The organism is Pseudoalteromonas sp. NSLLW24 (assembly GCF_015864725.1).
Taxonomy (GTDB): domain Bacteria; phylum Pseudomonadota; class Gammaproteobacteria; order Enterobacterales; family Alteromonadaceae; genus Pseudoalteromonas; species Pseudoalteromonas arctica.
Window position 1 is genome coordinate 1 of the sequence record NZ_JADYWQ010000014.1, and the last position, 24,469, is coordinate 24,469.

Consider the following 24,469-nt stretch of genomic DNA (forward strand, 5'->3'; position numbering starts at 1 on the left):
TTTTTTCACCCAAATTTGTATGCAAATAGCATAACATTTCTTTCTTAATGGGTGACCAAAATTACTCTACCACTACAACAACCATTCTAAATTTTATGAAAACACTAATAGATTGAAGCAAAATAGGAACTCAGCTATGGTTTGTTTATTAATAAAAACAAATAAAAACGAGTTAATCAGCTGGCTCGTTAGGTAATTCAATGAATACTGCCATCGATGAAGTCACAAATAATTACCAAGACTGGAGCTTAGACAAATTATCGTATGTTGATGGGTTACTAACACTGAACCTTAAAACTTATATAAAAGACGATGATCCCGTAAGGTTTATGGTTGTGTTTACAAATACCGTTTTATTTGAAACTTATGATGAAAGTACCCATTTTCATGACTATCATCAAAACCGTGATTCGGGCGTAATCGGCGTGTATTCTGATTCAAGCTTATTGGAGTATGCGCAAACTAAAACGAATACTTTCAGTTTAAACAACAGTAAGCTGTTTCATTATTCAGTAATGACTACAAATGAAATCATTCATGTTTTAACAAATATTGAGCCTCAGGTGATAAACGTTACCTAACAAAACGCGCTGAGGTGGGCGACTAGTAAAATTTGGCTATTAATTGTGGGAAGCTGAAAATAGTAAGTAAGATTTTAAAAACTTTATAACAAGGAACGTATATGAATTTATCTGAAGGCAAAACTGTAATTGAGTTTGAAATATCAGAAACAGGCCACCAAATTGTTGAAGCTAAAATTAACGGTAAATTATTACGTTTTATTTTAGATACTGGCGCTGGAACATCTGTTTTAAACAGAGGATGCCTAAGTGAGCTAGGCATTGAAGAGACACTAAACATTGAGAATGCAGCAGGCTTGGGCACTTCGGATCACGCTATGGGAGATATAGAAGTTGATTCAATTGAGTTTGGTAGTGCCTTGCTTGAAAGTCCAGGCTTTGTGTCACTTAATCTTGACCATGTTCAGGTAGCGGGTGGTGAAAAGGGAGTACATGGCTTGTTAGGCTCTCCTTTTTTTACTCAATACCAAGCAGTTATCGATTTTTCAAAAAATAGGTTAGAGCTTTTTAATAAAAAAAATTAAATAACTAACCTAAACTTGTTCTTTAGCCGGTTTTAGCTATCGCACCATATTTATGGGCTTAATTATGGCATGGTGCGACAGCTGTTATTGTTTACAATTTGTATTTCAAAGCTACTTTTCTAGTTCTTTTCTAATAATTCTTTTCTTATAATTTCAGCCCCAGCGCTCAAGGCATTTAGTTTACCTCTGGCTATATGGTGAGGTAGTGGAGCCATGCCGCAGTTTGTACACGGGTAGAGTTTGTCGGCATCTACGAATTGCAGTGCTTTACGCAGCGTATTAGCTACTTCTTCTGGTGTTTCGATAGTATGATTTGCTACATCAATTGCGCCTACCATTACTTTTTTACCGCGAATGAGTTCTAGTAAATCCATTGGTACATGCGAGTTATGGCACTCTAGTGAGATAATATCGATATTAGATTGCTGAAGCTTAGGGAATGCTTCTTCGTACTGTCGCCATTCGCTTCCTAGTGTTTTTTTCCAATCTGTATTTGCTTTAATGCCGTAGCCATAGCAAATATGCACTGCGGTTTCGCATTTAAGCCCTTCAATTGCTCGCTCTAAACAGGCAATTCCCCAGTCGTTCACTTCATCAAAAAATACGTTAAACGCGGGCTCATCAAATTGAATAATATCAACGCCTGCGGCTTCTAATTCTTTTGCTTCTTGATTAAGAATGATGGCAAATTCCCACGCTAGTTTTTCGCGGCTTTTATAATGGTCATCGTAAAGCGTGTCAATCATTGTCATTGGGCCTGGCAATGCCCATTTAATAGGTTGTTTGGTTTGCTTGCGTAAAAATTTAGCGTCTTCAACAAACACAGACTTTTGACGGCTAACAGGGCCCACAACGGTGGGTACGCTTGCGTCGTATCGGTCACGAATTTTTACTGTTTTACGTTTTTCAAAGTCAACGCCATTTAGGTGCTCTATAAATGTAGTTACAAAATGCTGCCTTGTTTGCTCACCATCGCTAACAATATCAATACCTGCTTGTTGTTGGTCGAATAATGACAAGCGTAGGGCGTCGTGTTTGCCCTGGGTTAATTCATCACCTTGTAATTTCCAAGGTGACCAAAGTGTTTCTGGCTCTGCAAGCCATAAAGGCTTAGGTAAACTGCCAGCGGTAGATGTAGGTAGTAATTTTTTCATAATAAATAATGCCGTATATTTTAGTTAATTATTAAACGTATCGTTAAGCGCGTTATTACTGGATGTTACTATTAGTTGTTATGACAGATAGCGAGTAGAGAATTGCTCAAGAACCGTTTGATACGGCTTGATAAAATGCTCTTGTGCAAACTTGCCTTGCTCATTTGCTAACTTGCCGCGCTCTTCTCGGTCATACACAATTTGCGTTAGTGAATGATCCAAGTTTTTTAAGTTTGGTTTATATGATTTACCCGCTGTTGCGTTGGCATTATAAATCTCTGGTCTGTAGATTTTTTGAAACGTTTCCATCGTACTAATGGTGCTTATAAGCTCAAGATTGCTGTAATCATTAAGTAAATCACCAAAGAAGAACAATGCTAAAGGCGCGGCGCTATTTTGTGGCATAAAATAACGTACCTGTAAGCCCATTTTTTTGAAGTATTGCTCTGTTAAAGATGATTCATTTGGTTCGTATTCTACGCCAAGTACCGGGTGTTGGTTTTCGGTGCGGTTGTAGGTTTTGTTATCTGACACACTTAGGCATATAACCGGTGGTTTTTTAAAGTGTTGTTTGTATGTATCCGAATTTACGAATGACTGAAATAGCTTGCCATGTAAAACCCCAAAGTCATCTGGAATGCTAAATTGAGACTTACCTTTATTATACTCTTGTAGAAGTACGCTAAAGTCGTAGTCGCGCACATACGATGAAAAGTTGTTTCCTACAATACCTTCAATGCGTTTATTTGTTTTATGATCAACAATATTTGTTTTTAATATTTCGATTGATGGGAAGCTTTCGCCGCCATCTTCAATACCTATCTCAACAGAGATAATTTCAAGCTCAACAGCATAACGCTCACCTTTGGTGTTATCCCAATGGGCTAGGGCATTAAAACGGTTGTTAATCATGTTTAAGGCGTTACGTAAGTTTGCTTTGCGGTATTCACCTCTGGCTAAATTAGCAAAGTTGGTTGTGATACGCGTGTTAGTTGATGGATGATAATTTTCGTCGAGTGAAACGCTCTTAATATTAAATGTAAAATCTTTTTTCATCGTGTTTATATCCAATTTTATAATTTAAACCTGATTGATGCTCTGCGCTCTATTAGCCTTGCAACTTACTTAGCTGGCTTAGCTGGTTTAGGTATTCAGCGGCTTTAAGTTGTTAAATAGTGTTTAGCGCTAAGGAATGAGTAATTTATACGTTGATTGGTATATGAAGAAAAACGGTTTAATTTCACATAAAACATGAGTCATATTCATTACACATTATTGTTAGATGCGATTACGTAGTAATTGGCGAAAAAAAGGCATAAATCGATAAAAATAAAGGATGGATGTTTAGCCGTTTAGACTTCCTTGTCGTTGATGTGTACTTTATTCATGTTGAACATGAGGAATATTCAAATAGTTTTTTTTGTAGCTATATCAGTATATTAGTTAAGTTTTTAGTATGTTGCGTCGCTGTTTATAATAAATGTCGTCACGGGTAAGTTCCATCTAGCTATATAAGTAGATACCTTAGCTAATCTAATCTCAAAAGATAAACCGACTTTTCTGAGTACGTATATAAATGCCTGTAAATTAATAAAAGGCTATAAATCATATTAATGGCAATGCCAGTGCGTTAACTAAGTTATACTCGTTTTTCATCACCTCACCTATTGAGTATTCGTGGATATCAAAGGCACTTGTATTGCATCAACTATTGATGAGCATGGCCCAGTTTATGTATATCAAACAAAAAAGAATCTTATTCTCAGCTTTGACGGAAAAATTTATCAAAGCTGTATTAAATTAAATAATATTAACGGGTTAAGCTTAGCTTATACGCAAGCTATGATGGCTGCGCTTTTTTTTATTCCGCACTTAAAAACCGCGATGATAATGGGACTTGGGGCGGGCTCTATAGCAAAAAGTCTTTATCATGCGTTTCCTGCACTGACTATACATACCGTTGAATACCGCAAAGCCGTTGCTGATATGGCTATAAAATATTTTGAAGTCCCTGTGTCAGAACGTTTGTTTATTCATATTGATGATGCGGCAAACTACATGAAAAAAACGCAGATAAAAACGGACGTTATTTTTTCTGATTTATATAGCTCAGAAGGGATGGAATCAGATCAGGTGCAATCATCCTACTTACGCGATTGTAAAAATGCGCTTACTTTTGATGGTGTTTTAGTACTTAATATTTGCCATACCAAAATTGGGCAGAGGGAAGCGTTCGATCAACTACTTGAGAAAGAATTTGCAGGAAAGATTCTTAGTTTTATTATTGAAGGCGGTAATAAAATTGTTTTTGCTTTTAACAATACAATACCTGCACTTAGTGAAGACGAATTACTTGCTAAGGCTCACGCGTTACAAAAATTAATAAACGTACCAATGACGCGCTATGCCGGGCTTTTATTTAATTAAAATGGTTAGTTTGATTTACTGGTAAATGACGCGTTTGAATCCATCCATCTATCTGTTGTTCATTTAAACTTGGTTAAACTAATCATACTCTGAATAAAAATAATAAAGTACGTACCCGTACGGAAACACTCATACATGGATTACTGTAAAAATATAATCGCTAAATTTATAAGCGCGATGCAAAAGCGACCTGGATTGTTGGCTGTGTTGGCATTTTTGTCGGGCGTTGCTAGCTTTGCACTTGTAGATAGAAAAGAGTCTTTTTCGCAAGTTATTGCGATATTTTTGCTTATTAGTTGGTTGTGGCTAATTATTGATAATTGGTTACGTGACAAAGTAGAAGAAAAGTTTGGTGTGGCTGTATCTCCTAATGTAATGCGTTTTGCTCTGCAAATGGTGCAACAAGAAAGTCTATTTTTTGCTTTGCCGTTTTTTTTAGCGGTTACGCAGTGGGATCATCCTCAAGCATTTTTTACCTCCCTCATTGTGTTATGTGCGGTTATATCGGTTATAGACCCCTTTTATTACAAAAAACTTGCTAGAAACCGTACGTTATTTAGTGTGTTTCATAACTTTGCTTTATTCGTTGTTTTACTCGTTACATTACCTATTTTGTTAAACCTTACAACAAGCCAAAGTTTAGCCGCAGCCCTTGTAACGGCTGTAGTGGTTACTCTACCGAGTTTAAACAATTTAATGCCTAATGCACGCTGGTGGCGTTTTCCTATTCTTGTATTGATTTTATGTGCTTTGAGCACTGCTGTGTGGCAATTAAGGAGCTATGTGCCTCCTGCTGCGCTGCGATTAACCGATATTACGTTAGCTCATGAAGTTGATTTACAGCATAAAAAGCCAGTAGGGAGTATTAAACAGTTAGACTCTTATACACTGCACCATCAAGGTTTATATAGTTGGACTGCTGTTAAAGCACCAAGAGGCTTAAATGAAAAAATATTTCATGTGTGGCTTCATAATAAAAAAGAAGTTGATCGGATCACGTTAAATATAAACGGCGGGAGAGAGCTAGGTTATAGAGCGTGGACACACAAAGTAAACTTTCCTAAAGACTCTGTTGGTAAGTGGCAAGTAAAAGTAGTCACCGAATCAGGTCAGTTAATAGGTTTAACGAAATTTACTGTTACACCTTAATTAACTTAGTCGGCTGTATTTTAAACACATAGCTGATATAGTTTTTGCATTCCAAACTAATGGACATAGTTTATGAGTATTGCTTTTGAGATTTTTATTTGGCTAATTGTTGAAACTGGTTTGAGTTTTTTATTTTACTCGACCGGTTGGCTGCTATTAAAAGTGGTAACGTTGGGGCAGTATAAAAGCGAGTTTAAGGATTTTGCATCTTATAAAGCGAGTAAAGCTAGAAGAGTCGACTTAATCTTCTTACTCGGTTTTTGTTTTTATGTTGCACTCATTGCCGTTATGGCTTATTTAAATCACTAAACTGGCCAACAAATTAGGTTAATAATTTTAAGAATAATAAGCAGCTTAATGAGTTATTGCTGCTTATAGTTTTCCCCTTTACCGCACTTTTTTACACTTCCTACTTATACTTTTCCTGTTTTTGCAATAGGGAACACCTCACCGTGAGTACTATAACTATCATCTGAACTATTAAATTAAGTACCTGCTAGAGCATTGCTCGGTGCGTATATAGCTTTGGTTTGTTGGTTGAAATCCGAGCTAATTGCAACTTGTAGTTTATGGGTAATACTTAGTAAATACTTCAAATCTAATAAATAAAACAATAAATGTGCATCCATTTATTGCGCTAATACGTTTTATAACAATACTATGCGCCACTTTTTACCATTTATGATGGTTTTGGACTTAATAAATGACTCACTATTTAAAATATGTATTTGTTATTACGACTCTAGCGGGAGTAAATACAGCTTACGCACAAGCAAAAACACAAGAGCACTATCAAGAGCTTGAAGTGGGCGTAGGCGGAAATATTAAGCATACCAATACTGACGTAAATTATAAAAATAAAGAGTTTGATTTACATATTCACCCATTATGGGAAAGCCGATATGTAACCGAAGGTCGAGATAACCTTGCTGGTAATGGTATTGCATCAATTGCTACTGAGTTTAATTATAAAAACTTTGCGGTGATCCCTTGGGCGGCAAAAGGTATTAGTAGTGATTATTCAGAGCTTAATTTAAATGCTATTTATACCGCTCACTTATCTGAGCGGATAGAGATGTATGTAGGTTATAACTATATTAAAGCTCGTGAAGAAGGCATTGATGCTCACGATAATGAGCTAAGCCTCGACTTTGCGTATTTTTATGCAGACGATATTCAATTATTAAGTAGTGTTTATCATTCATTTGATGCCAGCGGTACATTTTTGGAGATGGCAGTAAAAAAAGATTTTTATATTAACGATTTACTATCAGTAGATATTCAATCGGGCGTGGGGTTTAATGCGGGGTATGTTAATGATGGGCACAACGGAATTAACAACGTAAAGTTTACTGCAAACTTGTCGTATCAGCTTTTTAATCAGTTAGCCTTATACACATATACAAGCTATAGCATTGCAGTTAATAAAGATGAAAAACGCTTTGTAGGTGACGAGACACTTCGAAATATATTTTGGGGTGGTGTAGGGCTAAGTTATCAATACTAGGGCGTGTTTGCTTTTCGAGGGTGAGTTTACAGCTTTTAAATTATTCGTATGTTTTGAATCAATAAACCATGCGTATGTGTAATACACAATAACTAAAAAATGTTAGTGTTTAGCTATCGTTTAAACACAGTTGAGAATTACATATGAAGTTTTTAGTATTTTTAGGCACAGTACGCGATAGTACACCACCAAAGCCAGCTCGCTTAGGTTTAAGGGTTTCTAGGGCTTGTATAGAATGCTTAACAGAGCATTTTGGCGATCATGAGTTTGAGCTAATTGATGCGTTGGATTTTCCTAGCGAAAACGTATTTAAACCACATTTTGCATACGCTAATAGTAATGCACCTACAGAGCTCACTCTATTAGCTGATAAAATTAAAGCCGCAGATGGTTATATAATGATTAGCCCTGAGTACAATCACAGCATGAGTCCAGCCCTCGCTGACTTACTTAATCATTTTGGTAGCTCACTATTTTCGTATAAACCAAGTGCAATAGTAACTTACTCAGCAGGACAGTGGGGGGGCGTAAGAGCGGCCATTAGCATGCGTACTTTTTTATCTGAACTTGGCTGTTTGCCGGTATCGGCTATGATCCACGTGCCAAAAGCGCAAGATGTGTTTAGTGAGGATGGCAAACCTGTTGCAGGAGAGAGTCAATCATCGTGGTTTAATTATTTCTCACGTACGTTTGGCCAACTAATATGGTGGGCGCAGGCTGCTAAAGAACATACCGAGGTGGTTGACCCACAAAGTTTGCTAAAAAGCTTTAAAACAGATCCTTCTCAGCGCAATGCACCTTAATACCCGCTAACTAATTGTTTGGATTGATTATAGAAACATGGCTGCATATAGTGGTATCATTAACGCTACATATTTTTAATAATGCATAATACCAATTCGCAATAATAGTTAATCAATTTAAGGGATTAAATCGCTAACTGCATTAAAAATTTTTGATATAGAACAACTCAATAACGAAATTTTGCTTTGTTATCGACACGATTTTCTTGTCTCAAAATAGATTACTTAATTATGCGAATTGGTGTAAGAAACAAGGAAATTGTGTCTTGAAATATCTAGCCTTACTAAGTGTGCTAACGCTTAGTGCATGTAGTTCTGTTCCCCATAAAATTGAAATGAGCCAAAGTACGGCTGCAAATATGAACCTTATCGCTTTAACTGAGCAAAGTGCACCAAAGGGGGTTGCTGGCACTTACCAGTTTCATATTAAAGCGGCGGGAGTTCAGGGGAGTTGGTTGTATTTAAATACAGAAACTGATTATCGTGACAGGCGTTCAATTACGGTATCAATACAGCCTAATGTGGTAGCAGAGCTTCAAAGTAAATACGGGCAACCAGCAGACACCTTTTTTATTGATAAAACAATAGAAGTAACAGGCGAAGCTAAACGAGTAACTATCGATTTTATGAGCCGTGGTAGAGCTACTAATAAATATTATTATCAAACGCACATAGCTGTGTCATCACTTAAGCAGCTTCGTGTTATTGAAAGTTAGCAAAAAGCAATGCACTGTATTTATATACAGTGCATTGTAAAAGCTTACTTTGAGCTTTAACGTTTACACTTAAATTTACTGCTATGGCGCTACTTTAGCGCTGTTTTATTCCACGATTTCAAAACTCTTATTTAACCTATTGTAATCTCATTACATAAAACTAATAATTGGTTAGTTTTATAAGTTTGAGTACCTGTATTGAAAGCCAAAGAAATCCGCAATTTTTATATCAACGAAGAGCAATCTGTTTATTTGCTTTCGCACCGCGATGCTAAAAAACACCGCCAGTGGCTTAATATTTGTATTAAGCAGTTAACACTGCTGGGCTACAAAAACGTTGAAATGATTGGTTCAGGAGCTTTTGGTTTTGTATTTGCAGGTGATGACGATAACGGCTTACCTTGGGTATTTAAGTTTTCGCGTATTACGCTTGCCCAAAGTGTACGTGACCGCCTAGAAGACGAAGCGTATATGCTTTCGCAAATTAATAACCCGTTAGTGCCTACCTTTTATGCGTTTGAGCGAATTAAAAAACAAGGGATTTTAATGATGGCTCGCGCCATTGGAGAGGATCTGGAAAAAGTATCGCTTAAAACAGGGCGCTTTAGTGCCGCGCAAATAATGGCGCTAGCTGTTAGGTTACGTAATGTATTAATTGATTTACGCAGCCACAAAAATGGCGTTAGCCCACAACCTATAGTGCATGGCGATATAAAACCTTCAAACCTTGTTTGGGATGCAAACACTGACGCGCTTTCGTTAGTGGATTGGGGCAGCTCTGTGTATGCACAGCTCGATAGTGATGGTAACCCTGTTGCGAGTAACTTTATGGATTTAATGTCGGGCGATTTAAGCACAACGAATGCGCGTATGGGCGATGTGTACTTTATTGGTGAAGCGCAAATGTCGGGGGAGCAATCATCCCCACGATTTGACGAGCAAGGTGTAGCCGCTACGTTGTATGCGCTAGCGTCGGCGCAGTCGTGTCGCTTTGGTGCACAAGCTATACCTGCAAGCAGCTTAGGGCTTCCAAAAGAGCTGGCTAAAGTAATTGATGGTATGCTCTCTAAAAGTAAGGCACAACGTGATGGTGCTGGTGATTACTTTATGCGTAACATTACAACTATGGCGAAAGCGTATTTACCTGAGTTTGCTAAAAAACAAAAAAAAGAAGATATCCCTTTTTGGTATGGTAGCGATGAGCAGCCAGATACGGTTGTGTATAGCTCACGAAAACAATTTTTACGCCAGGCTGATCATAATCAACAATTACTAGATATAAACGACGCGCAACTTGACCGTTATTATAAAGAGTTTTTGTTTGATACAGGCGATAACGAAAAAGCATTTTTAGCATCTATAAGCCGATTAGCAAAGTATCCTGTAGTAGGCGGGCTTAGTTTTCATTGGAGAGATGAGTCGTTATTTGTTGAATCGTCTTTAATTATGCATGACGAATCATTGGGTGATGCGTTTAGTGATGCGATTAATAATACGGTTATGCTTGCGCAAGCGATTAATCAAAAAGGGCTATTTAAGTGCTGTTTGTTTGATGCCCGTAAAACTATTCAACTAGAGCGAGATGGCACGGGGGCATTTAAGTTTGATAGCCTACCAGAGCTTGAATACGAAGTAGTAAGTATGAAAGCAAATGACATAACCCGCCCGCATTCATACTTTGAAGACGGTAAAGACCCTGACGAGCAACTACAGCTACCTAAAAAAGTTATTAAGTGCGTATTTGAGCTTAACCAAATTCATCATACGGGGTGTATTATTTTTGAAGCACTGCCTGATAGAATGAAAATTCACCATTACTACCGATTACTCGATTCGACCAAAGAAGTTGAGTTTAAACGCCTTCTTAATAAACTCATGCAATACGCGGTAAATATTACTGACGTTGGTGTTGCGGGCTTTATGAAACTCCCTTATAAAAACACCCGTGAGTTTAGTTTATGTGAGCAGCAAGAAGAGCATTACTTTCCTAAAAATCCTAAGCTTGTATCTTTATAGAAAAAGCACTTAACTAAAGAGTATTAAATAAGAAGACAAAGATAAAAAAGAGCACAAATTGGTTTAACTTGTACTCTTTGCCACTTAATTATTTAGGTAAGTATTACTAATTATTAAACACCTTACTAAAGGGCGATGTTGGTGATAGCTCAAATTGATGAGTTAGCTTTTGCGTTTTATTAGTCGCTGTTATTTGATAATGCTGCTTGTGCTCATTGTTAATAAATAGCTTAACGTTAAAGTTAACTTTGGTTAATTTACTGGGCAAAGAGTAGCGCCCAGTAATGGTTACTTGGTCTATATTGTCGCTTTTATGTGTATGCGACGCTTCTGGGTTTAGTAAAAGTCCGTCAATAGTAAATTTATACTGATGATCTGCTAAATAAACGTTCTTTTTAACTCGCTTACTTATTTGTTTTTTGTGAGCATTAAACTCAACTATTGATACTTTGCCATCCTTATCTTCATCAACCCCTTTAAAAGCCGACATAGGGATTGAAAGCACAATAAACACGTTATTATCAACAAAATTCAGCGTACCGTGATCTGCAACCATTAAATGCGCGTTTGCTAAATTTGGCATAATCAACAAACCCAAAGTAGTCATACTCAGTAGACCTCTTTTTATATAAGGCATAGCTTACTCCTAACTAAACTTCGCCTTTAACACAGCGTTGAAAAAACGGGTAAGTGTCTGTTGCGTAGTAGTGGTATATCCCATCAGGAAACTCAGGCGTTACACCAACGCGGCCATTACATTCATCTAAATCACCAGAGCCTGCTACGTATTCCCAATCTTGTGCAAATGTACCTAATGGGTATATATCGGTAGAAGGGCGGTTTGCGCTTACGGTTGTTATGTGTTGGTAGCTACCGGTCATTGCGGTTAGGGCTGAAGTTGCATCACTTGAGTCTGAATAGCCGTAACGTGCATATATAGGAAAGCCATCTGCTGCCCAGCCTATTAGAGTCATAGTGGTGCTATTGCCACCTCGCATTGCTACAAAGCCTTCTGGCATACCATGATAGTGATATGTGCCATCGGGTTGTACATGTGCATTGTTGTCGTCTGTTCCAAAACTAAACGTGTCTTGGCTTAAGGCTTCTATATTCCAGTTGCCGCTGTTGTCGCCTAAATCGCAATCGGTGCCAGAATCATCACAACTTCCGCCTGTGCCTGCGTCTATTTTAATGCCATTAAGTACAACGCCTATCATTCCACGAGGACCACCAAGCATAGTTGCTTGTGTTGTTTCTATAGGCTCAAGTGTGTAGCTTTCATTTACTGATTGTTCAGAAATAGTATTTGGGTTATCAGCATTAGGGAATGTACCTACTTCGTGATCGGGTATGCCATTAGCTGCTAAGTCGCGTGTAGTTCCTGTGCATGACCAATCTGCAGCGCTGGTGGCTTGTACTGACTCTGACTCGTTATATTCACTGTAGCTATATTCACAAAGTACACTTTGGGTTGAACTGCTGGTACCTGTGCCATTATCTGTGGTGGTTTGTGATGAGCTTTCTGTAGTTTCTGAGCTATCAGCTATGCCTTCTCCACCTCCACATGCAACTAACGATGAAACAATTAAAGCAAGAGAAGTGAGCTTTAAAGCATTTATCCTATTTCGATTTTTATTATTAAGTGCGTATTGTTTCATTGCTGCCTACCTGATCAATTAAGTTACTCAAACAATAATCAGCAATTGTGCAAATAGTGTGTAAACAATGATGACAAATTAGCAATTATGTAAATAGGCGGAGTATTAAAGCTAAGTTGAGATTTAACTTTATGAGATTGTGTTTTATTTTAAAATTTCAAAAAGTTAAACTAATGCCAAAATAGCTAACATAAAAGGCTACCTTAATGGCTAAAACAAAACCTGTAGTGACGTTACAAAGTCACGGTATTTACTCTAAGTGGGATAGTGAAAGTAAAGCGTTGCCACAAATAGAGCAATTTACAACAAATGTAATAGCTGAGGTAGATATTGAGTTTGGCTTAATCGTAAATATCAAAAAAGGTAAAGGCGAAAAGCTTCATTATTGTATTTACCATCCTGATATTCCAGGTAGTAACGGTGATGTGATGGATCCTTTTGAAGGCGATGTATACGTTAAAAACAGTGATTGGAACTTTTATTTAGGCGATACGCTTTGGCTGCCAATAGAAAATAAATTGGGTGATTGGCGAATGACGATTGAATTAAATGGAAAAATCATTGCTGATAAAACTTTTAATGTGGCATTAGAGGCAGAGCGCACCGAAACAGATTTTTGGAAAAACCGAGGGTACTAATTGTTATTTATTGGCTATGTAAGGCGGATATAATTGAAGTTAATGAGAAAATAGTCGAAGAGCTATTTATAAACAGCTCTTCAACCTTAAATTAGTAAGTTTTTAGTTACCCCAAGGGTTACTAGAATTAGAACGCTGCTTACGATCGCGAGCACGTTGCTTAGATTCTTTTTTCTCTACAATACGTTTAGCATCAACAAAACTAAGTTCACACGGCTCACCCGGTTTATGATCAGCTGGGATCACACGATCTCGTGGTGGTAGTTCGTATTGAACATCATCAGGCTTAGGTAAGTTTTTAAGGCGGTAAAGGTAAAAGTTATCTACTTTTTCTTGTGCCCATTGTGTTTTACGTAAAAATTTAACCGCAGACTTAACATCAGGATTATTTTTAAAGCAGTTAAGTTGTAAATAAGCGTGCAGGAGTTCCCACCCGTATTGTTCAACCAGCTCTTCAACCACTTGTTCTAATTTTACGCCTTGCAGTGGGTTATTACTGAAAAGTTCTTGGTTGCTCATAGGTGTTGCCTCATTATTAAAATACAAATTGCATTATAAGTTTTATCTATAAGTTTTGATACTCTAAAATCTACACATACAATGAATTGAAAGATAAAATTTACACGTGTTTAAATAATCGGTAATATTAAAAAGCTTTATAAAATACGGCAAGATGCCAATTTATAGTATTAAAGATTAAGGAATATTACGAAATGGGACTTTTTAATAAGATCAAAACTCAAGCAAGCACTATTGGCTCAAATATTAGTGACTCTACATCAAAACTAAGTAGTGATATTGCTACTTCAGCAAAAGAAAACGCAAAACTTTCAGCGATTCGTTCAGAAATCACTTCAATCGAAGGTCAGCTTAATATTGGTTACAAAGATATTGGTAAAAAATATGTTGAGAACCTTTTAGCTAACCAAGGTGAAAATGTTGAAGTTGCTTTACAAGAGCCTTTATCAAGAATAGAACCTCTTTTAGAGAAAAAGATTGAGCTTGAAGATGAAGCCATTGAAATCGAAAAGAAAATAAAAGATCAAATTATAATTCAAGAAAAAGCAATTTTTCAAAAAGAATATGATCAAGAAAAAGAGAAGTTAGAAAAAGCAGTAAAACTTGATGTTTTATCTAAAGAAGAAATGGAAGAAAAGTTAGCTAAAGCACGTTTAAAACTAGATAACTTTGACAACATTCGCAAGCTTAAAAAGCAAGAAGAAATGGGTTTGATTACTAAAACAGAATTAGCTGAAAAATTAGCTGCATTCGGTGCCTAGTTAAACGTTTAAGCCACATATTACTATGTGGCTTATTATTTAATTAACTTTGGCAATTAACTACAACACGACCACGAATTTTACCTTCCATAAGTTGCTCTGCGTTATCGATTACGTGTTCGAGTGATATTTCTGTCGAAATTTTATCTAAATAATCAGCGCTTACTAATTTAGCTAAACGATCCCATGCTTCAATTCTGTCGGCTTTAGGGCGCATTACGCTATCAATTCCTATAAGAGATACACCACGTAATATAAAGGGTGCCACCGATGCTGGTAAATCCATACCTTGTGCAAGTCCGCAGGCGGTTACTACGCCACCATATTTTAATGATGCACAAATATTGGCAAGTGTATGGCTACCTACTGAATCTATTGCCGCTGCAAATCGCTCTTTTTGCAAAGGCTTACCCGGGTTTGAAAGCTCATTTCGGTCAATTATTTGTGAAGCGCCTAACTCTTTTAAATACTCACTTTGATCTAATCGACCCGTTGCCGCTGTTACGTTAAACCCAAGTTGATTTAGTAAATAAATAGCAAAGCTGCCTACGCCACCATTAGCACCAGTTACCAGTATTTCGCCAGATTCAGGCGTAATACCTTGTTTTTGAAGTGCTATAACACTTAGCATAGCGGTATAACCCGCAGTGCCTATTTGCATTGCTTGTTTTGGTGAAATACCTGAAGGCAAGGGGATTAACCAATCGCTATTAAGTGCCGCTTTTTGAGCAAGCCCGCCCCAATGTTTTTCACCTACACCAAAGCCATTTAATATTACGTTATCACCGCTTTTAAATTCATCGCTGGTGGAATTTGTAACCGTACCCACTAAATCAATACCTGGCACCATAGGAAAACTACGTACAACGGGGCCTTTGCCAGTAATTGCTAAACCATCTTTATAGTTAAGTGTGCTGTATAGCACGTCGATAGATACGTTTTCGTTTGGTAAATCACTATTTTCGATAGTTGATAATGAAGCGCTATAGTTATTATCTTCTTTATTAATAACAATGGCTTTAATTGGGTTACTCATGGGATATCCTTTTAGACCGATCGTCTTTTAATTGGTAAATAAAAACGCATTAGGTTAATAATGCGCGTAAAAACATTTCTGTATACAAAGTAAGTGGAGTATTTGATTTTGTGAGCTTGGCGCGCATAACAGCACCTTCCCAACCAATCCAAAAGTACTCACTCATCAATTTTGTATTTACATGGCTTGCAATAGTGCCTTGTTGCTTAGCTTGGTTTAAGCAAACCTCTACATAGTTTTGCCAAGCTGTGTAGCTTTGCATTAATCTGGTTTTAAACTCTTCACTTAAATGGTTAAGCTCTTGATTTAAGTTACCGACTAAACAGCCACGTTTGTAATCGTATTTTTTCATCCCTTTAATTGCGCTTTGAGTAAAATTAACGATTCGCTCAAGTGGGGGGACATCTTCTTGCTGTAGGTAATGGGTAAGCTTGGCAATAAAATAACTGTCGTATGCATCAACTAACGCAATACCGTAGGCTTCTTTACTTTTAAAGTAATGATAAAAAGAGCCTTTAGGTACAGCCGCTTTTTTTAAAATAGTATCGAGCCCCGTGGCGCTAAAACCAAATTCAGTTAGGGTTTCTAGGCCCGTGCGAATAAGTAACGCTTTTGTATCGGCGTTTTCTCTGGCTATTTTAGGTGGGCGACCACGGCGTATTGGTGTTGATGTATTTTTGTTCATGAACCTATATTAGACCGATCGACTTTAAATAATCAAGTATAAATTTAAATTGTTTAAAAATAGTTCAAATTTAGGGGCGGGCTACTAATTTAAGATTAATGAAATAAAAGTGTCACGATTACATTTTTGTTTGGAACTTAGTCAATATTATTCGGTCACAATTAAAGCACACAAGTGCTTTTTAGCGATTATTAAATCGCCAATTTGTTATTACGAACCGGTCAAATTAAATGTTGTATGACCACTTACTTTTTTAAATGTTAATTCATTTTTGCATCAGCAGCTTAGTTAAAGTCAAACAATTTAATTGCTTTTACAATTTGAATTTTACATTTTTATTAACTATTCATTAAATGTAGATTTCACTAATGCTACACAATATATAAATAAAAAGGTGAGGATATTACCGATGAAGAGACAGAAAAGAGATCGTTTAGAAAGAGCTCATTCTCAAGGTTTTAAAGCAGGTTTAGCAGGTCGCTCAAAAGAGCTATGCCCTTATCAACAAGTAGATCCAAAATCAGAGTGGTTAGGAGGTTGGCGTGAAGCGATTGAAAACCGCAACATGTACAAAACCTAAAATCAATAATCGAATTTAAGCAAAAAGGCCTCCACGTTGGAGGCCTTTTTGTACGCATTTAAAAATTAAAACGCGCTAGTGTCTTGGAACAAGCCCACTTTTAAATCTTTTGCTTCGTAGATTACCCGGCCATCTACTTCTACAGTACCATCGGCAACGCCCATAAACAATTTACGTTTAATTACGCGTTTCATTACAAGACGGTAAGTTACTTTTTTATTAGTTGGTAAAATTTGGCCAGTAAATTTAACTTCACCCACACCTAGCGCACGACCAAGACCAGGGCCACCAGACCAACCTAAGTAAAAGCCAACTAGTTGCCACATAGCATCTAATCCTAAACAACCTGGCATTACTGGGTCGCCTTTAAAATGGCAATCGAAAAACCACAGGCTAGGGTCAATATCAAGCTCAGCAACAATTTCGCCTTTACCATGAATTCCGCCATCAGCAGTAATAGAGGTAATGCGGTCCATCATTAACATGTTGTCACTTGGTAAACGGCAGTTGCCTTCACCAAACATTTCACCTTGACCACACAGGATCAAATCTTCTTTTGTATAGCTATTTTTAGGTTCCATAACACTTATCTTCGCTTAGAAATTGCCAAGTACTTTAGCGTACACTTGTACGCTAAACAACTCGGAGCAGTTAAAAAATCAAAATATTGCACATAAAATCACCAATCAATCAGTGCGATTGGTTTTTGCACTATAAAACCGCGCAATTACAATCAGAAATCATTATAATTAGCGCTGTCTTATAACCAGTCTAAAGGAAGTTTATGATCCTTTTTGTTAACTCACTAACTGTGATTGATTTTTCTTACTTATGTAACAAACGCGGCGCCGTTGGCGAGAGCTGGATTGTTGATTTAACTTTGCACGGTAAACTTAACGAAGAGTCTATGGTTTTAGACTTTGGTTTAGTTAAAAAGCAAATTAAAGGCATTATAGATGAGTGTATTGATCACCGTTTAGCAATTCCTACAGGGCTTAATGGCACTGTATCTGAATTTGACGAGCATAAAACACTCGATTGCACATTTGGTGAAAATAACCACTTAGCTATGAGTGCTCCTCATCAAGCTTATTGCATGATTAACGCAGACGAAGTAACGGTTGAATCGGTTACTGAATTTTTAATTGCGACTATTTTACCGAAGCTACCAGATAACATTGAAAAAATTGAGCTGTCACTTAAGCCTGAGCACAGCCAAAGCTTTTACTATCATTACAGCCATGGCCTTAAAAAGCATGACGGTAATTGCCAACGTATTATTCATGGGCATCGTTCTCAAATTGGTATTAGCCTAGATGGCATCTCTATGCCGCGCTTGCAAAAAGAATGGTCTCAAAAGTGGGAAGATATTTACTTAGCCACCAGCGAAGATCAAATTAACGCACCTGATTTAAAACACATAACAGCCAAAGCGGGTGATGTATGTTTTGCTTACACGTCGGCACAAGGCTATTTTGAAATGGCGATTAGCGAATCCCGTTGCGACATTTTACCAGTAGACACCACTGTTGAATGTATTGCTGAACATGTAGCTGGCCAAATTAAAGCCCAATATCCAGAAAAAGCAGTGAAAGTGACTGCTTATGAAGGTGTTGGAAAAGGATCGATTAGCTATGTTTAAAACACTTTTAGCAACAGCGCTTGTTGCCTCTGCTAGCTTTAGTGCTATGGCGCTTGAGTTAAAAGGGCATTTAACACAAGGCGGTTTAGTTACTGGAAAGCTAGAAAACGCTAAATCAGTAAGCTTAGATGGTAAAAGCTTAAAACTTTCGCCAAATGGTGACTTTGTATTTGGTTTTGGGCGTGACGCTGAAACGACTCATACTTTAAAATGGGTAGATAACACGGGTAAATCGCATTCACAGCCGCTAGCCATAACTAAGCGTGAATATGAAATTGATAAAATTACCGGCGTGGCTAAGAAGTATGTTTCACCGGCAAAAGAAGTCAGTGCACGTATAAGCCGCGAAGCAGTTGCTGTTCGTAAAGCGAGAGAAGTTGACTCTGATTTACTGTACTTTTTAGACCCTGTGTTAAAGCCTGCAGAAGGGCGTATATCGGGTGTTTATGGTAGTCAGCGCTATTTTAATGGTGAGCCTCGTCGTCCGCACTTTGGCTTAGACATTGCTAATAAAACAGGTTCTCCTGTTTACGCGCCAATTAGTGGTACCGTGGTATTTTCTGAACCTGATTTATACTACTCAGGTGGTACATTAATTATTGATCATGGCCATGGTATTACCTCAACTTACATTCATTTAAGTAAGCTTGATGTAAAAGTGGGTGACAAAATTAAGCAAGGTAACAAAGTGGCTGAAATTGGTGCAACAGGGCGTGTAACGGGTCCTCACCTAGATTGGCGTTTTAACTGGAAAGGCGAACGCCTTGATCCTGCATTACTAATGCAAGATACATTAGCAAACAAAAAGTAGAGATTATGACTGAAGTAAATCGCGATGCAATAATTGCTCAGCGTATTGAAGACTCAACCACATCGGTAACTAAAACTGTGTTTCCAGGGCGCACCAATCATCACAATACTTTATTTGGTGGTGATGCACTGGCGTGGATGGATGAAGTGGCATTTATAGCTGCTACTCGTTTTTGTCGTAAACCTTTGGTTACCATATCTTCCGATAGAGTTGATTTTAAAGAAGCGATACCAGCAGGTACTTTTGCAGAGTTAATTGCTAAAGTAGTCCATGTAGGTAACACCAGCTTAAAAGTTGATGTAGATATACTATTAGAAACTATGCACAGAGATGATAAGCACTCTGCCATTAGTGGTAGCTTTACGTTTGTTGCAGTCGATGATAACCACAGACCAACACCGGTAGTATGCGATAAAATGATTTATGGTTTTGAGTAATTTAGAGCTTTAAAGACATTAGGGCGTGTTGAACTTTGGTGGGTGAATTTGCAGCAGTATGTTTGGTTTTTAGGCAAAGCAGAGCTTATGTAGTGTGGTTATTCCCCATAAATAGGCGATAACGCAGCATAAAGACCAAACATGCACTGCCCTTTGGGTTCTTTCTAGGGACGATTAACTCTTTGTTGCTCAGTTTTTACTTAGCCCACTAGGTTACAAACCTCGCGCCGCGATTAAATCCCCCCTAGATTGAACAAATTTCAATCCACAAAGATCAACACGCCCTAGAGTAAAGCTATATAAGCACCTTAATTGGTGCTTATATAAAACACAATAAAGAACACATCATACTAATATTTATTAAATGTAATCTCAACAGCTCAGTTAATATTTACTAATAAAGTAATCAAAATAGAGGAGCAATTGATAGGGATAAGAGTTGTTAGAAGCAAAAAAAGGCATGTTTTAAACATACCTTTTTAGTTACATTTAGCTTTTAATTAAATTTACGAATACTTACATACATACTACTTAAAGCACCATCGCTGCAATCCAGCCAAATATCAGCAGCGGAATGTTAAAGTGAATAAATGTTGGGATAACAGAGTCTCTAATATGGTCGTGCTGACCATCGGCATTTAAACCTGAGGTTGGGCCAAGCGTTGAGTCTGAAGCAGGGGAGCCTGCATCACCTAAAGCGCCCGCAGTACCAACAAGTGCAGCGGTAGCCATAACAGAAAAGCCAAGGTCTAAACATAGAGGTACAAACAAAGTTGCAATAATAGGCACTGTTGAAAACGAACTACCAATTCCCATTGTAATTAATAACCCGACTAACAAAATAACACCGGCGGCCAAAGGTTTATTACCATCAAAAAGTGCGGCTGAGCTGTGTACTAAGCTCGCTACGTCGCCAGTAGCCTGCATAACCGATGCAAAGCCTTGTGCCGATATCATAATAAAACCAATCATGGCCATCATCGCAACGCCTTTACTAAATACGTCGCCGTTTTCTTCCCACTTAACTACACCAAATACACTAAATATCATTACACCTACTAAACCGCCTAAAATCATTGAGCCACTTAGGTTTTGTGCAACAAGTGAGGCAAGTACCGCACATAGCCCTACGATCATTACTTTTTTAGGGTTTTCTACCTCAGCCGATTTACTCTGAGTTGTTAATGGGAGCTCTGTGTATTCGCGGCGTTTTTTGTAGGTAATAAATACCGCAATAAGTAATCCAATAAACATACCTAATGCAGGAATTATCATCGCCATAGGGACTTGTGTATTTACAATGTCTAGGCCGTTATCAACTAGATTTTTATGTAAAATAGAATACAAGTAAATACCACCAAAACCATAAGGCAACACCATATAAGAGGTTGCTAATCCAAATGTTAAAATACACGCTATAGCACGCCTGTCTAGTCTTAACTGATTAAAAACAACGAGTAACGGTGGGATTAAAATAGGAATAAACGCTATGTGTACAGGGACTAAGTTTTGCGAAGAAATCGCACAACCTAAAATAATTAATAAAATGAAATAACTTAAAAATGTTTCATTCCCGCTGCCTTTAGCATTTACTTTAGCAAGTAACTTATCAGCGAGAATGCGTGTTAAACCCGACTTAGAAATAGCAACGGCAAATGCACCGAGCATGGCATAACTTAGTGCAATTTCAGCTCCGGCAGAAAGGCCAGAATTAAATGCATCAACACTTTCTTTTATACCCAAGCCTGCTGTTAAACCAGCAACTAAAGCACTTATGATCATGGCAACAATGACGTTAACGCGAGCCAGAGATAGCCCGAGCATTAAAATAACGCCTATAACAACAGCATTCATAGTATTCTCTATTTGGAAATTTTAATTAATTTTATCAGATCTTTAGCCTGAGTTTTACGCTCTTTCGTAAAAGGTTTTTTACTATAGCGTACTTGGTTAAATAACTGACTAAATGTGTTTATAGATTGTGCAGAACGAGGAAGTTGATCAGCAAAAAAATGTAACTGCTGACTTGGTGTTAAATTATCGGGTGTATTTATTTTTTGTTTTTTCGCCCATGCTTTTACTTCATAAAATTCTTTAACCATAGGCGCTAATTTAGTCGGGCGTTTTGGTAAGTTTAAATAAACAAAATAACCTACAAAACAAAAACCAGCTGTTAGTAAAACCATTAATGGTACAAGCCAAATGTTTTTACTACCAAAAATTGATTTTAAAAAATCATTTTGTTTTTCTTCGTCAAAACCAAGTACCCAGCTAGACCATTGATAATCGAGATTTTCAAGTTCCAACCTTAACCAATTAATAGCGGGGAAATTACTTAAACTCACTAAACCAAAATCAAGATTACTTTTAAATTCGTCATTCAGCTCTTCGTTTTGCGAAAGCGAGCCATTTAAACGCTCCGGTGCGACAACAGCGGTTGCATCAAAAATAACCCAACCTTCGTTTTGTAAATATACTTCTACCCACGCATGCGCATCGTACTGGCGAACTGTTAGCGTATTATTATCTTGGTTTAATTCACCGCCTAAATAACCACTTACTAATCGAGCGGGTATACCTGCGGTTCTAAAAATGTACGCAGCAGCGCTTGCATAATGACCACAAAAACCTCGTTTATTATCAAATAAAAATTGGTCAATTGTATTATCGCCGCTCATAGGTGTAGGAGTTAGCGTGTAAGTAAATCCCGTACCTGCAAAGTATTGTAATAAGCTATTGTAAAAATCGCGGTCAGAGTGTGTTTTTTGCTTTAATTTTTTAGCAAGTGATGATGTTTTTATATTCTTTTTATGGGTTAGGTATTTGTAGCGTTTTTCTTCAAATTCGCCAAGCGGTAAAGTTGCAAAGTTAAAGCTATTTACATCGTATTGTAAGTTTTTAGCTTGTCGGTTTTTTTTTCGCAATAAACCTAGCGAATTACCTTCAACATTTTGTGAGTTACTACTGGAATAGGCTAAACCATAAAGCCACTTTTGTGTAGCAGGCTCTGTAATAACTGAGTAGCTTGCAATAAGTTGCTCATCATTTTTGCTCTGCGTATTTGCTTTTAAATTATTATATTTTAAAAAGTCAGACGTAAGCCACGCATTGCCATTAAATTCATCATGGACGATTGCTCGCCAATAATAAGGCGCTACAGGTTTTTCTTCGTTAAATTTAGCTCTAAACACAAGTTCATCTGAGTTTGAAAGCTTTGCAATATCGAAAGGATCGACTTGTTCAGAAAGCCCTGTTTTTGCAAGCTTAGGCCCGGGAAGCTGCCAAAAGGCGGGCATTTTTGGTAAAAAAAGCAGTAAAAAGACAGCTAAAGGAAGCGCTAAAAGTAGTAATTTACCACTTTGCTTAGAGGCTATTTTTAAATTATGTTTGGATTCGAGTAAGCCAAGTACTGCAAAGTTTAATATGTATAAACCACTTACAGTTAAAGTCGTTAAAATGCTTTGGTTAAATAAATACACCGATGAGAGTGAAAAAAACGTAAGCGTTGTAATTACATGATAGTGTTTTTTGGTTTTAGCCTGCAGCAGCTTAAATAAACTAGCAAGTAGCAGCATGGCCACAAATAAAATAACCGTATCCGACATACCTACGGTGTAGAGCATTAAACCAAGTGAAACACCTGCGAGTATGTTTGCCAGCCAAGCATTTGGCTTTGGTTTATTACTCAGCGTTATGTAAAAGTTCCATGCACAAATGAGTGTAAGTACACCAACAAAAACAAGCGGTAAATGTGGTACAAAAAATACAATTAAACATGAATATATAAAAGACAGTGAATAATTTATTACTTTTTCGTTTTTAATTATATCCATTACTCACCACCATTAAATGAGCACAATAACGCTAAACACTGCTGCTTATGTTGCTGTCCGGTATTTGTATTTATTGTTTTACTCGGTAGTTTTAACATAAAAGGGGTATTTTTTTCGGTTGCTTCACACACTAAAAAGCATAACTGGCTTAAACGTTGTTCTGTATCCCCATTCATTAACGTAAAATCGAAGAGCGCATTCGCTGTTTTAAAGTCTACAAACTCTTTTACTAACAACTGCTGTGTTTTTGCGTAATGCTTCCACGACACTCTTTGCAAGCCCATCTCTGGTAAATGTGGGATTAACGACTCAAACTCTTCGCTACCAGATTGTGTAGAAATACCTTTATCGGCTTGCTCATCAAGCATAGAAACATGCGCATCACTGCGTACTTGTTCAAGCGACGGGTATACAAAAACAACTGTTTGTAATTGAATGTAGCTCCAAACAGTTATTAAGCCAAAGGGGTAGTTACTCGCTATTTTAATACGTTGCACTGAGTACTTACCGCGTGAGCTGTAGGGTAAGTTGAGTGTAAGTAACTGAGGTTTACTATCAACTTCGTCGGTATGTTTGTGAGTTTGCTCACTACCTTGATATGTTAAATTAATAGATTGGGTAACAGAAGGGCTTTGTAATTCAAATACAATACTCGGTTTTTGGGGTGCGTAGCTGTTAAATGCATCTTTAAATTTAACCGTTAAGCCTTTAGCGTTACTGTAGCCCATTAATACAGCAATAATCATCACCACAAACATAAGATAAGACATTATTAAAATTAAGTTATTTTGATAATTAATGCCCATTACAAAGTTTAAAATAGCCACAATTACAAAGTACCAACCTAGGGACGATGGCAATACATAAATTGTTCTGTGTTCAAGTGTAATTGAGTTTTTTAAATGCTTATTTTTTAATAACTTATTAAATACACTTCGCTTAAATGACTTAAATAAAGAAGGGCGCTTAGCTGTTTTTTTTGGCATAAAAGT

General features: G+C 37.3%; 26 protein-coding genes. 15 read left to right on the forward strand and 11 right to left on the reverse strand.

Annotated features, from left to right (window positions below; translation table 11 throughout):
• Positions 1-200: 200 nt before the first annotated feature.
• Positions 201-581, forward strand: a complete 381-nt coding sequence (locus I6E72_RS14170; RefSeq protein WP_197112774.1) for a hypothetical protein — start codon at positions 201-203, stop codon at positions 579-581.
• A gap of 101 nt (positions 582-682) precedes the next feature.
• Complete coding sequence (locus tag I6E72_RS14175) at positions 683-1,105, forward strand: retropepsin-like aspartic protease (RefSeq protein ID WP_197112776.1); 423 nt, start codon at positions 683-685, stop codon at positions 1,103-1,105.
• 119 nt (positions 1,106-1,224) lie between these two features.
• On the opposite strand, the gene I6E72_RS14180 is transcribed toward I6E72_RS14175, so the two are convergent.
• Both I6E72_RS14180 and I6E72_RS14185 read right to left on the reverse strand, forming a co-directional pair.
• Positions 1,225-2,259 carry a methionine synthase gene (locus I6E72_RS14180; protein WP_149605254.1) on the reverse strand — a complete coding sequence of 345 codons (1,035 nt, stop codon included), beginning with the start codon at positions 2,257-2,259 and terminating at the stop codon, positions 1,225-1,227.
• 78 nt (positions 2,260-2,337) lie between these two features.
• Positions 2,338-3,315: a DUF1852 domain-containing protein gene (locus I6E72_RS14185; RefSeq protein WP_197112778.1), complete on the reverse strand. Its 978-nt coding sequence runs from the start codon at positions 3,313-3,315 to the stop codon at positions 2,338-2,340.
• A 621-nt stretch (positions 3,316-3,936) separates the two neighbouring features.
• On the opposite strand from I6E72_RS14185, the gene I6E72_RS14190 reads away from it, so the two are divergent.
• From I6E72_RS14190 to I6E72_RS14220, 7 genes are all read left to right on the forward strand, one after another.
• A complete protein-coding gene (locus I6E72_RS14190; RefSeq protein WP_197112780.1) occupies positions 3,937-4,686 on the forward strand; it encodes an ATP-binding protein in 750 nt (249 codons plus the stop codon).
• A gap of 135 nt (positions 4,687-4,821) precedes the next feature.
• Complete coding sequence (locus tag I6E72_RS14195) at positions 4,822-5,835, forward strand: DUF5924 family protein (protein ID WP_197112782.1); 1,014 nt, start codon at positions 4,822-4,824, stop codon at positions 5,833-5,835.
• Positions 5,836-5,907: 72 nt separating this feature from the next.
• Positions 5,908-6,144: a hypothetical protein gene (locus I6E72_RS14200; protein ID WP_154903149.1), complete on the forward strand. Its 237-nt coding sequence runs from the start codon at positions 5,908-5,910 to the stop codon at positions 6,142-6,144.
• Between the two features lie 394 nt (positions 6,145-6,538).
• The gene (locus I6E72_RS14205) at positions 6,539-7,342 is read left to right on the forward strand and encodes a hypothetical protein (RefSeq protein WP_197112784.1); all 804 of its coding nucleotides are present in this window, start codon (positions 6,539-6,541) and stop codon (positions 7,340-7,342) included.
• Between the two features lie 143 nt (positions 7,343-7,485).
• Complete coding sequence (locus I6E72_RS14210) at positions 7,486-8,145, forward strand: NADPH-dependent FMN reductase (protein WP_007582767.1); 660 nt, start codon at positions 7,486-7,488, stop codon at positions 8,143-8,145.
• 266 nt (positions 8,146-8,411) lie between these two features.
• Positions 8,412-8,861, forward strand: coding sequence for a hypothetical protein (locus I6E72_RS14215; protein WP_121955372.1), 450 nt, complete (start codon positions 8,412-8,414; stop codon positions 8,859-8,861).
• A gap of 198 nt (positions 8,862-9,059) precedes the next feature.
• On the forward strand, positions 9,060-10,877 hold the full coding sequence (locus I6E72_RS14220; RefSeq protein WP_197112786.1) for a protein kinase domain-containing protein: 1,818 nt from the start codon (positions 9,060-9,062) through the stop codon (positions 10,875-10,877).
• A gap of 106 nt (positions 10,878-10,983) precedes the next feature.
• Here the strand turns inward: I6E72_RS14220 and I6E72_RS14225 are convergent, their stop codons facing one another.
• Together I6E72_RS14225 and I6E72_RS14230 are read right to left on the reverse strand one after the other, a co-directional pair.
• Positions 10,984-11,514: a hypothetical protein gene (locus I6E72_RS14225; RefSeq protein ID WP_197112788.1), complete on the reverse strand. Its 531-nt coding sequence runs from the start codon at positions 11,512-11,514 to the stop codon at positions 10,984-10,986.
• A 13-nt stretch (positions 11,515-11,527) separates the two neighbouring features.
• Positions 11,528-12,535 carry a YHYH protein gene (locus I6E72_RS14230; protein ID WP_024593629.1) on the reverse strand — a complete coding sequence of 336 codons (1,008 nt, stop codon included), beginning with the start codon at positions 12,533-12,535 and terminating at the stop codon, positions 11,528-11,530.
• 206 nt (positions 12,536-12,741) lie between these two features.
• Here I6E72_RS14230 and I6E72_RS14235 point away from each other — a divergent pair, with 206 nt between their 5' ends.
• Positions 12,742-13,173 carry a DUF3859 domain-containing protein gene (locus I6E72_RS14235; protein WP_007582762.1) on the forward strand — a complete coding sequence of 144 codons (432 nt, stop codon included), beginning with the start codon at positions 12,742-12,744 and terminating at the stop codon, positions 13,171-13,173.
• Between the two features lie 102 nt (positions 13,174-13,275).
• On the opposite strand, the gene I6E72_RS14240 is transcribed toward I6E72_RS14235, so the two are convergent.
• A complete protein-coding gene (locus I6E72_RS14240; RefSeq protein ID WP_007582761.1) occupies positions 13,276-13,692 on the reverse strand; it encodes a VF530 family DNA-binding protein in 417 nt (138 codons plus the stop codon).
• Positions 13,693-13,886: 194 nt separating this feature from the next.
• Here I6E72_RS14240 and I6E72_RS14245 point away from each other — a divergent pair, with 194 nt between their 5' ends.
• A complete protein-coding gene (locus I6E72_RS14245) occupies positions 13,887-14,453 on the forward strand; it encodes a hypothetical protein (RefSeq protein WP_024593630.1) in 567 nt (188 codons plus the stop codon).
• Between the two features lie 43 nt (positions 14,454-14,496).
• Here I6E72_RS14245 and acuI read toward each other — a convergent pair whose 3' ends face one another.
• Together acuI and acuR are read right to left on the reverse strand one after the other, a co-directional pair.
• On the reverse strand, positions 14,497-15,489 hold the full coding sequence (acuI, locus tag I6E72_RS14250) for an acrylyl-CoA reductase (NADPH) (protein ID WP_197112790.1): 993 nt from the start codon (positions 15,487-15,489) through the stop codon (positions 14,497-14,499).
• 49 nt (positions 15,490-15,538) lie between these two features.
• Positions 15,539-16,174 (reverse strand): acrylate utilization transcriptional regulator AcuR, encoded by a 636-nt coding sequence (acuR, locus tag I6E72_RS14255; RefSeq protein ID WP_197112792.1) that lies wholly within the window; start codon positions 16,172-16,174, stop codon positions 15,539-15,541.
• 409 nt (positions 16,175-16,583) lie between these two features.
• On the opposite strand from acuR, the gene rmf reads away from it, so the two are divergent.
• Positions 16,584-16,754 carry a ribosome modulation factor gene (gene rmf / locus I6E72_RS14260; protein ID WP_002960897.1) on the forward strand — a complete coding sequence of 57 codons (171 nt, stop codon included), beginning with the start codon at positions 16,584-16,586 and terminating at the stop codon, positions 16,752-16,754.
• Between the two features lie 65 nt (positions 16,755-16,819).
• Here the strand turns inward: rmf and fabA are convergent, their stop codons facing one another.
• Positions 16,820-17,335: a bifunctional 3-hydroxydecanoyl-ACP dehydratase/trans-2-decenoyl-ACP isomerase gene (fabA, locus tag I6E72_RS14265; RefSeq protein WP_007582756.1), complete on the reverse strand. Its 516-nt coding sequence runs from the start codon at positions 17,333-17,335 to the stop codon at positions 16,820-16,822.
• Between the two features lie 203 nt (positions 17,336-17,538).
• Here fabA and I6E72_RS14270 point away from each other — a divergent pair, with 203 nt between their 5' ends.
• From I6E72_RS14270 to I6E72_RS14280, 3 genes are read left to right on the forward strand one after another with little or no spacing between them, the layout of a single operon-like run.
• On the forward strand, positions 17,539-18,396 hold the full coding sequence (locus I6E72_RS14270) for a 6-carboxytetrahydropterin synthase (protein WP_007582754.1): 858 nt from the start codon (positions 17,539-17,541) through the stop codon (positions 18,394-18,396).
• Positions 18,389-19,207, forward strand: coding sequence for a M23 family metallopeptidase (locus I6E72_RS14275; protein WP_024606894.1), 819 nt, complete (start codon positions 18,389-18,391; stop codon positions 19,205-19,207). The genes I6E72_RS14270 and I6E72_RS14275 overlap by 8 nt, the downstream gene beginning before the upstream one ends.
• 5 nt (positions 19,208-19,212) lie before the next feature.
• The gene (locus tag I6E72_RS14280; RefSeq protein WP_024606895.1) at positions 19,213-19,644 is read left to right on the forward strand and encodes an acyl-CoA thioesterase; all 432 of its coding nucleotides are present in this window, start codon (positions 19,213-19,215) and stop codon (positions 19,642-19,644) included.
• A 531-nt stretch (positions 19,645-20,175) separates the two neighbouring features.
• Here I6E72_RS14280 and I6E72_RS14285 read toward each other — a convergent pair.
• Genes I6E72_RS14285 through I6E72_RS14295 form a run of 3 tightly spaced genes read right to left on the reverse strand, consistent with a single transcriptional unit; the run spans position 20,176 to position 24,463 of the window.
• Positions 20,176-21,498: a Na+/H+ antiporter family protein gene (locus tag I6E72_RS14285; RefSeq protein WP_197112794.1), complete on the reverse strand. Its 1,323-nt coding sequence runs from the start codon at positions 21,496-21,498 to the stop codon at positions 20,176-20,178.
• A gap of 8 nt (positions 21,499-21,506) precedes the next feature.
• Entirely contained in the window at positions 21,507-23,477 is a 1,971-nt protein-coding gene (locus tag I6E72_RS14290; protein WP_197112796.1) for a transglutaminase family protein, read from the reverse strand.
• Positions 23,477-24,463 carry a DUF58 domain-containing protein gene (locus I6E72_RS14295; protein WP_197112797.1) on the reverse strand — a complete coding sequence of 329 codons (987 nt, stop codon included), beginning with the start codon at positions 24,461-24,463 and terminating at the stop codon, positions 23,477-23,479. The genes I6E72_RS14290 and I6E72_RS14295 overlap by 1 nt, the downstream gene beginning before the upstream one ends.
• Positions 24,464-24,469: the final 6 nt, after the last annotated feature.

What these genes read in the sequence shown, in the direction of transcription:
- I6E72_RS14195 (WP_197112782.1), top strand. Translation starts at nt 4,822, where the DNA reads ATGGATTACTGTAAAAATATAATCGCTAAATTTATAAGCGCGATGCAA.
- I6E72_RS14290 (WP_197112796.1), bottom strand. Translation starts at nt 23,477, where the DNA reads ATGGATATAATTAAAAACGAAAAAGTAATAAATTATTCACTGTCTTTT.
- acuR (WP_197112792.1), bottom strand. Translation starts at nt 16,174, where the DNA reads ATGAACAAAAATACATCAACACCAATACGCCGTGGTCGCCCACCTAAA.
- I6E72_RS14270 (WP_007582754.1), top strand. Translation starts at nt 17,539, where the DNA reads ATGATCCTTTTTGTTAACTCACTAACTGTGATTGATTTTTCTTACTTA.
- I6E72_RS14275 (WP_024606894.1), top strand. Translation starts at nt 18,389, where the DNA reads ATGTTTAAAACACTTTTAGCAACAGCGCTTGTTGCCTCTGCTAGCTTT.
- I6E72_RS14235 (WP_007582762.1), top strand. Translation starts at nt 12,742, where the DNA reads ATGGCTAAAACAAAACCTGTAGTGACGTTACAAAGTCACGGTATTTAC.
- I6E72_RS14280 (WP_024606895.1), top strand. Translation starts at nt 19,213, where the DNA reads ATGACTGAAGTAAATCGCGATGCAATAATTGCTCAGCGTATTGAAGAC.
- I6E72_RS14170 (WP_197112774.1), top strand. Translation starts at nt 201, where the DNA reads ATGAATACTGCCATCGATGAAGTCACAAATAATTACCAAGACTGGAGC.
- fabA (WP_007582756.1), bottom strand. Translation starts at nt 17,335, where the DNA reads ATGGAACCTAAAAATAGCTATACAAAAGAAGATTTGATCCTGTGTGGT.
- acuI (WP_197112790.1), bottom strand. Translation starts at nt 15,489, where the DNA reads ATGAGTAACCCAATTAAAGCCATTGTTATTAATAAAGAAGATAATAAC.
- I6E72_RS14240 (WP_007582761.1), bottom strand. Translation starts at nt 13,692, where the DNA reads ATGAGCAACCAAGAACTTTTCAGTAATAACCCACTGCAAGGCGTAAAA.
- I6E72_RS14225 (WP_197112788.1), bottom strand. Translation starts at nt 11,514, where the DNA reads ATGCCTTATATAAAAAGAGGTCTACTGAGTATGACTACTTTGGGTTTG.
- I6E72_RS14200 (WP_154903149.1), top strand. Translation starts at nt 5,908, where the DNA reads ATGAGTATTGCTTTTGAGATTTTTATTTGGCTAATTGTTGAAACTGGT.
- I6E72_RS14205 (WP_197112784.1), top strand. Translation starts at nt 6,539, where the DNA reads ATGACTCACTATTTAAAATATGTATTTGTTATTACGACTCTAGCGGGA.
- I6E72_RS14230 (WP_024593629.1), bottom strand. Translation starts at nt 12,535, where the DNA reads ATGAAACAATACGCACTTAATAATAAAAATCGAAATAGGATAAATGCT.
- I6E72_RS14245 (WP_024593630.1), top strand. Translation starts at nt 13,887, where the DNA reads ATGGGACTTTTTAATAAGATCAAAACTCAAGCAAGCACTATTGGCTCA.
- I6E72_RS14210 (WP_007582767.1), top strand. Translation starts at nt 7,486, where the DNA reads ATGAAGTTTTTAGTATTTTTAGGCACAGTACGCGATAGTACACCACCA.
- rmf (WP_002960897.1), top strand. Translation starts at nt 16,584, where the DNA reads ATGAAGAGACAGAAAAGAGATCGTTTAGAAAGAGCTCATTCTCAAGGT.
- I6E72_RS14175 (WP_197112776.1), top strand. Translation starts at nt 683, where the DNA reads ATGAATTTATCTGAAGGCAAAACTGTAATTGAGTTTGAAATATCAGAA.
- I6E72_RS14180 (WP_149605254.1), bottom strand. Translation starts at nt 2,259, where the DNA reads ATGAAAAAATTACTACCTACATCTACCGCTGGCAGTTTACCTAAGCCT.
- I6E72_RS14285 (WP_197112794.1), bottom strand. Translation starts at nt 21,498, where the DNA reads ATGAATGCTGTTGTTATAGGCGTTATTTTAATGCTCGGGCTATCTCTG.
- I6E72_RS14185 (WP_197112778.1), bottom strand. Translation starts at nt 3,315, where the DNA reads ATGAAAAAAGATTTTACATTTAATATTAAGAGCGTTTCACTCGACGAA.
- I6E72_RS14295 (WP_197112797.1), bottom strand. Translation starts at nt 24,463, where the DNA reads ATGCCAAAAAAAACAGCTAAGCGCCCTTCTTTATTTAAGTCATTTAAG.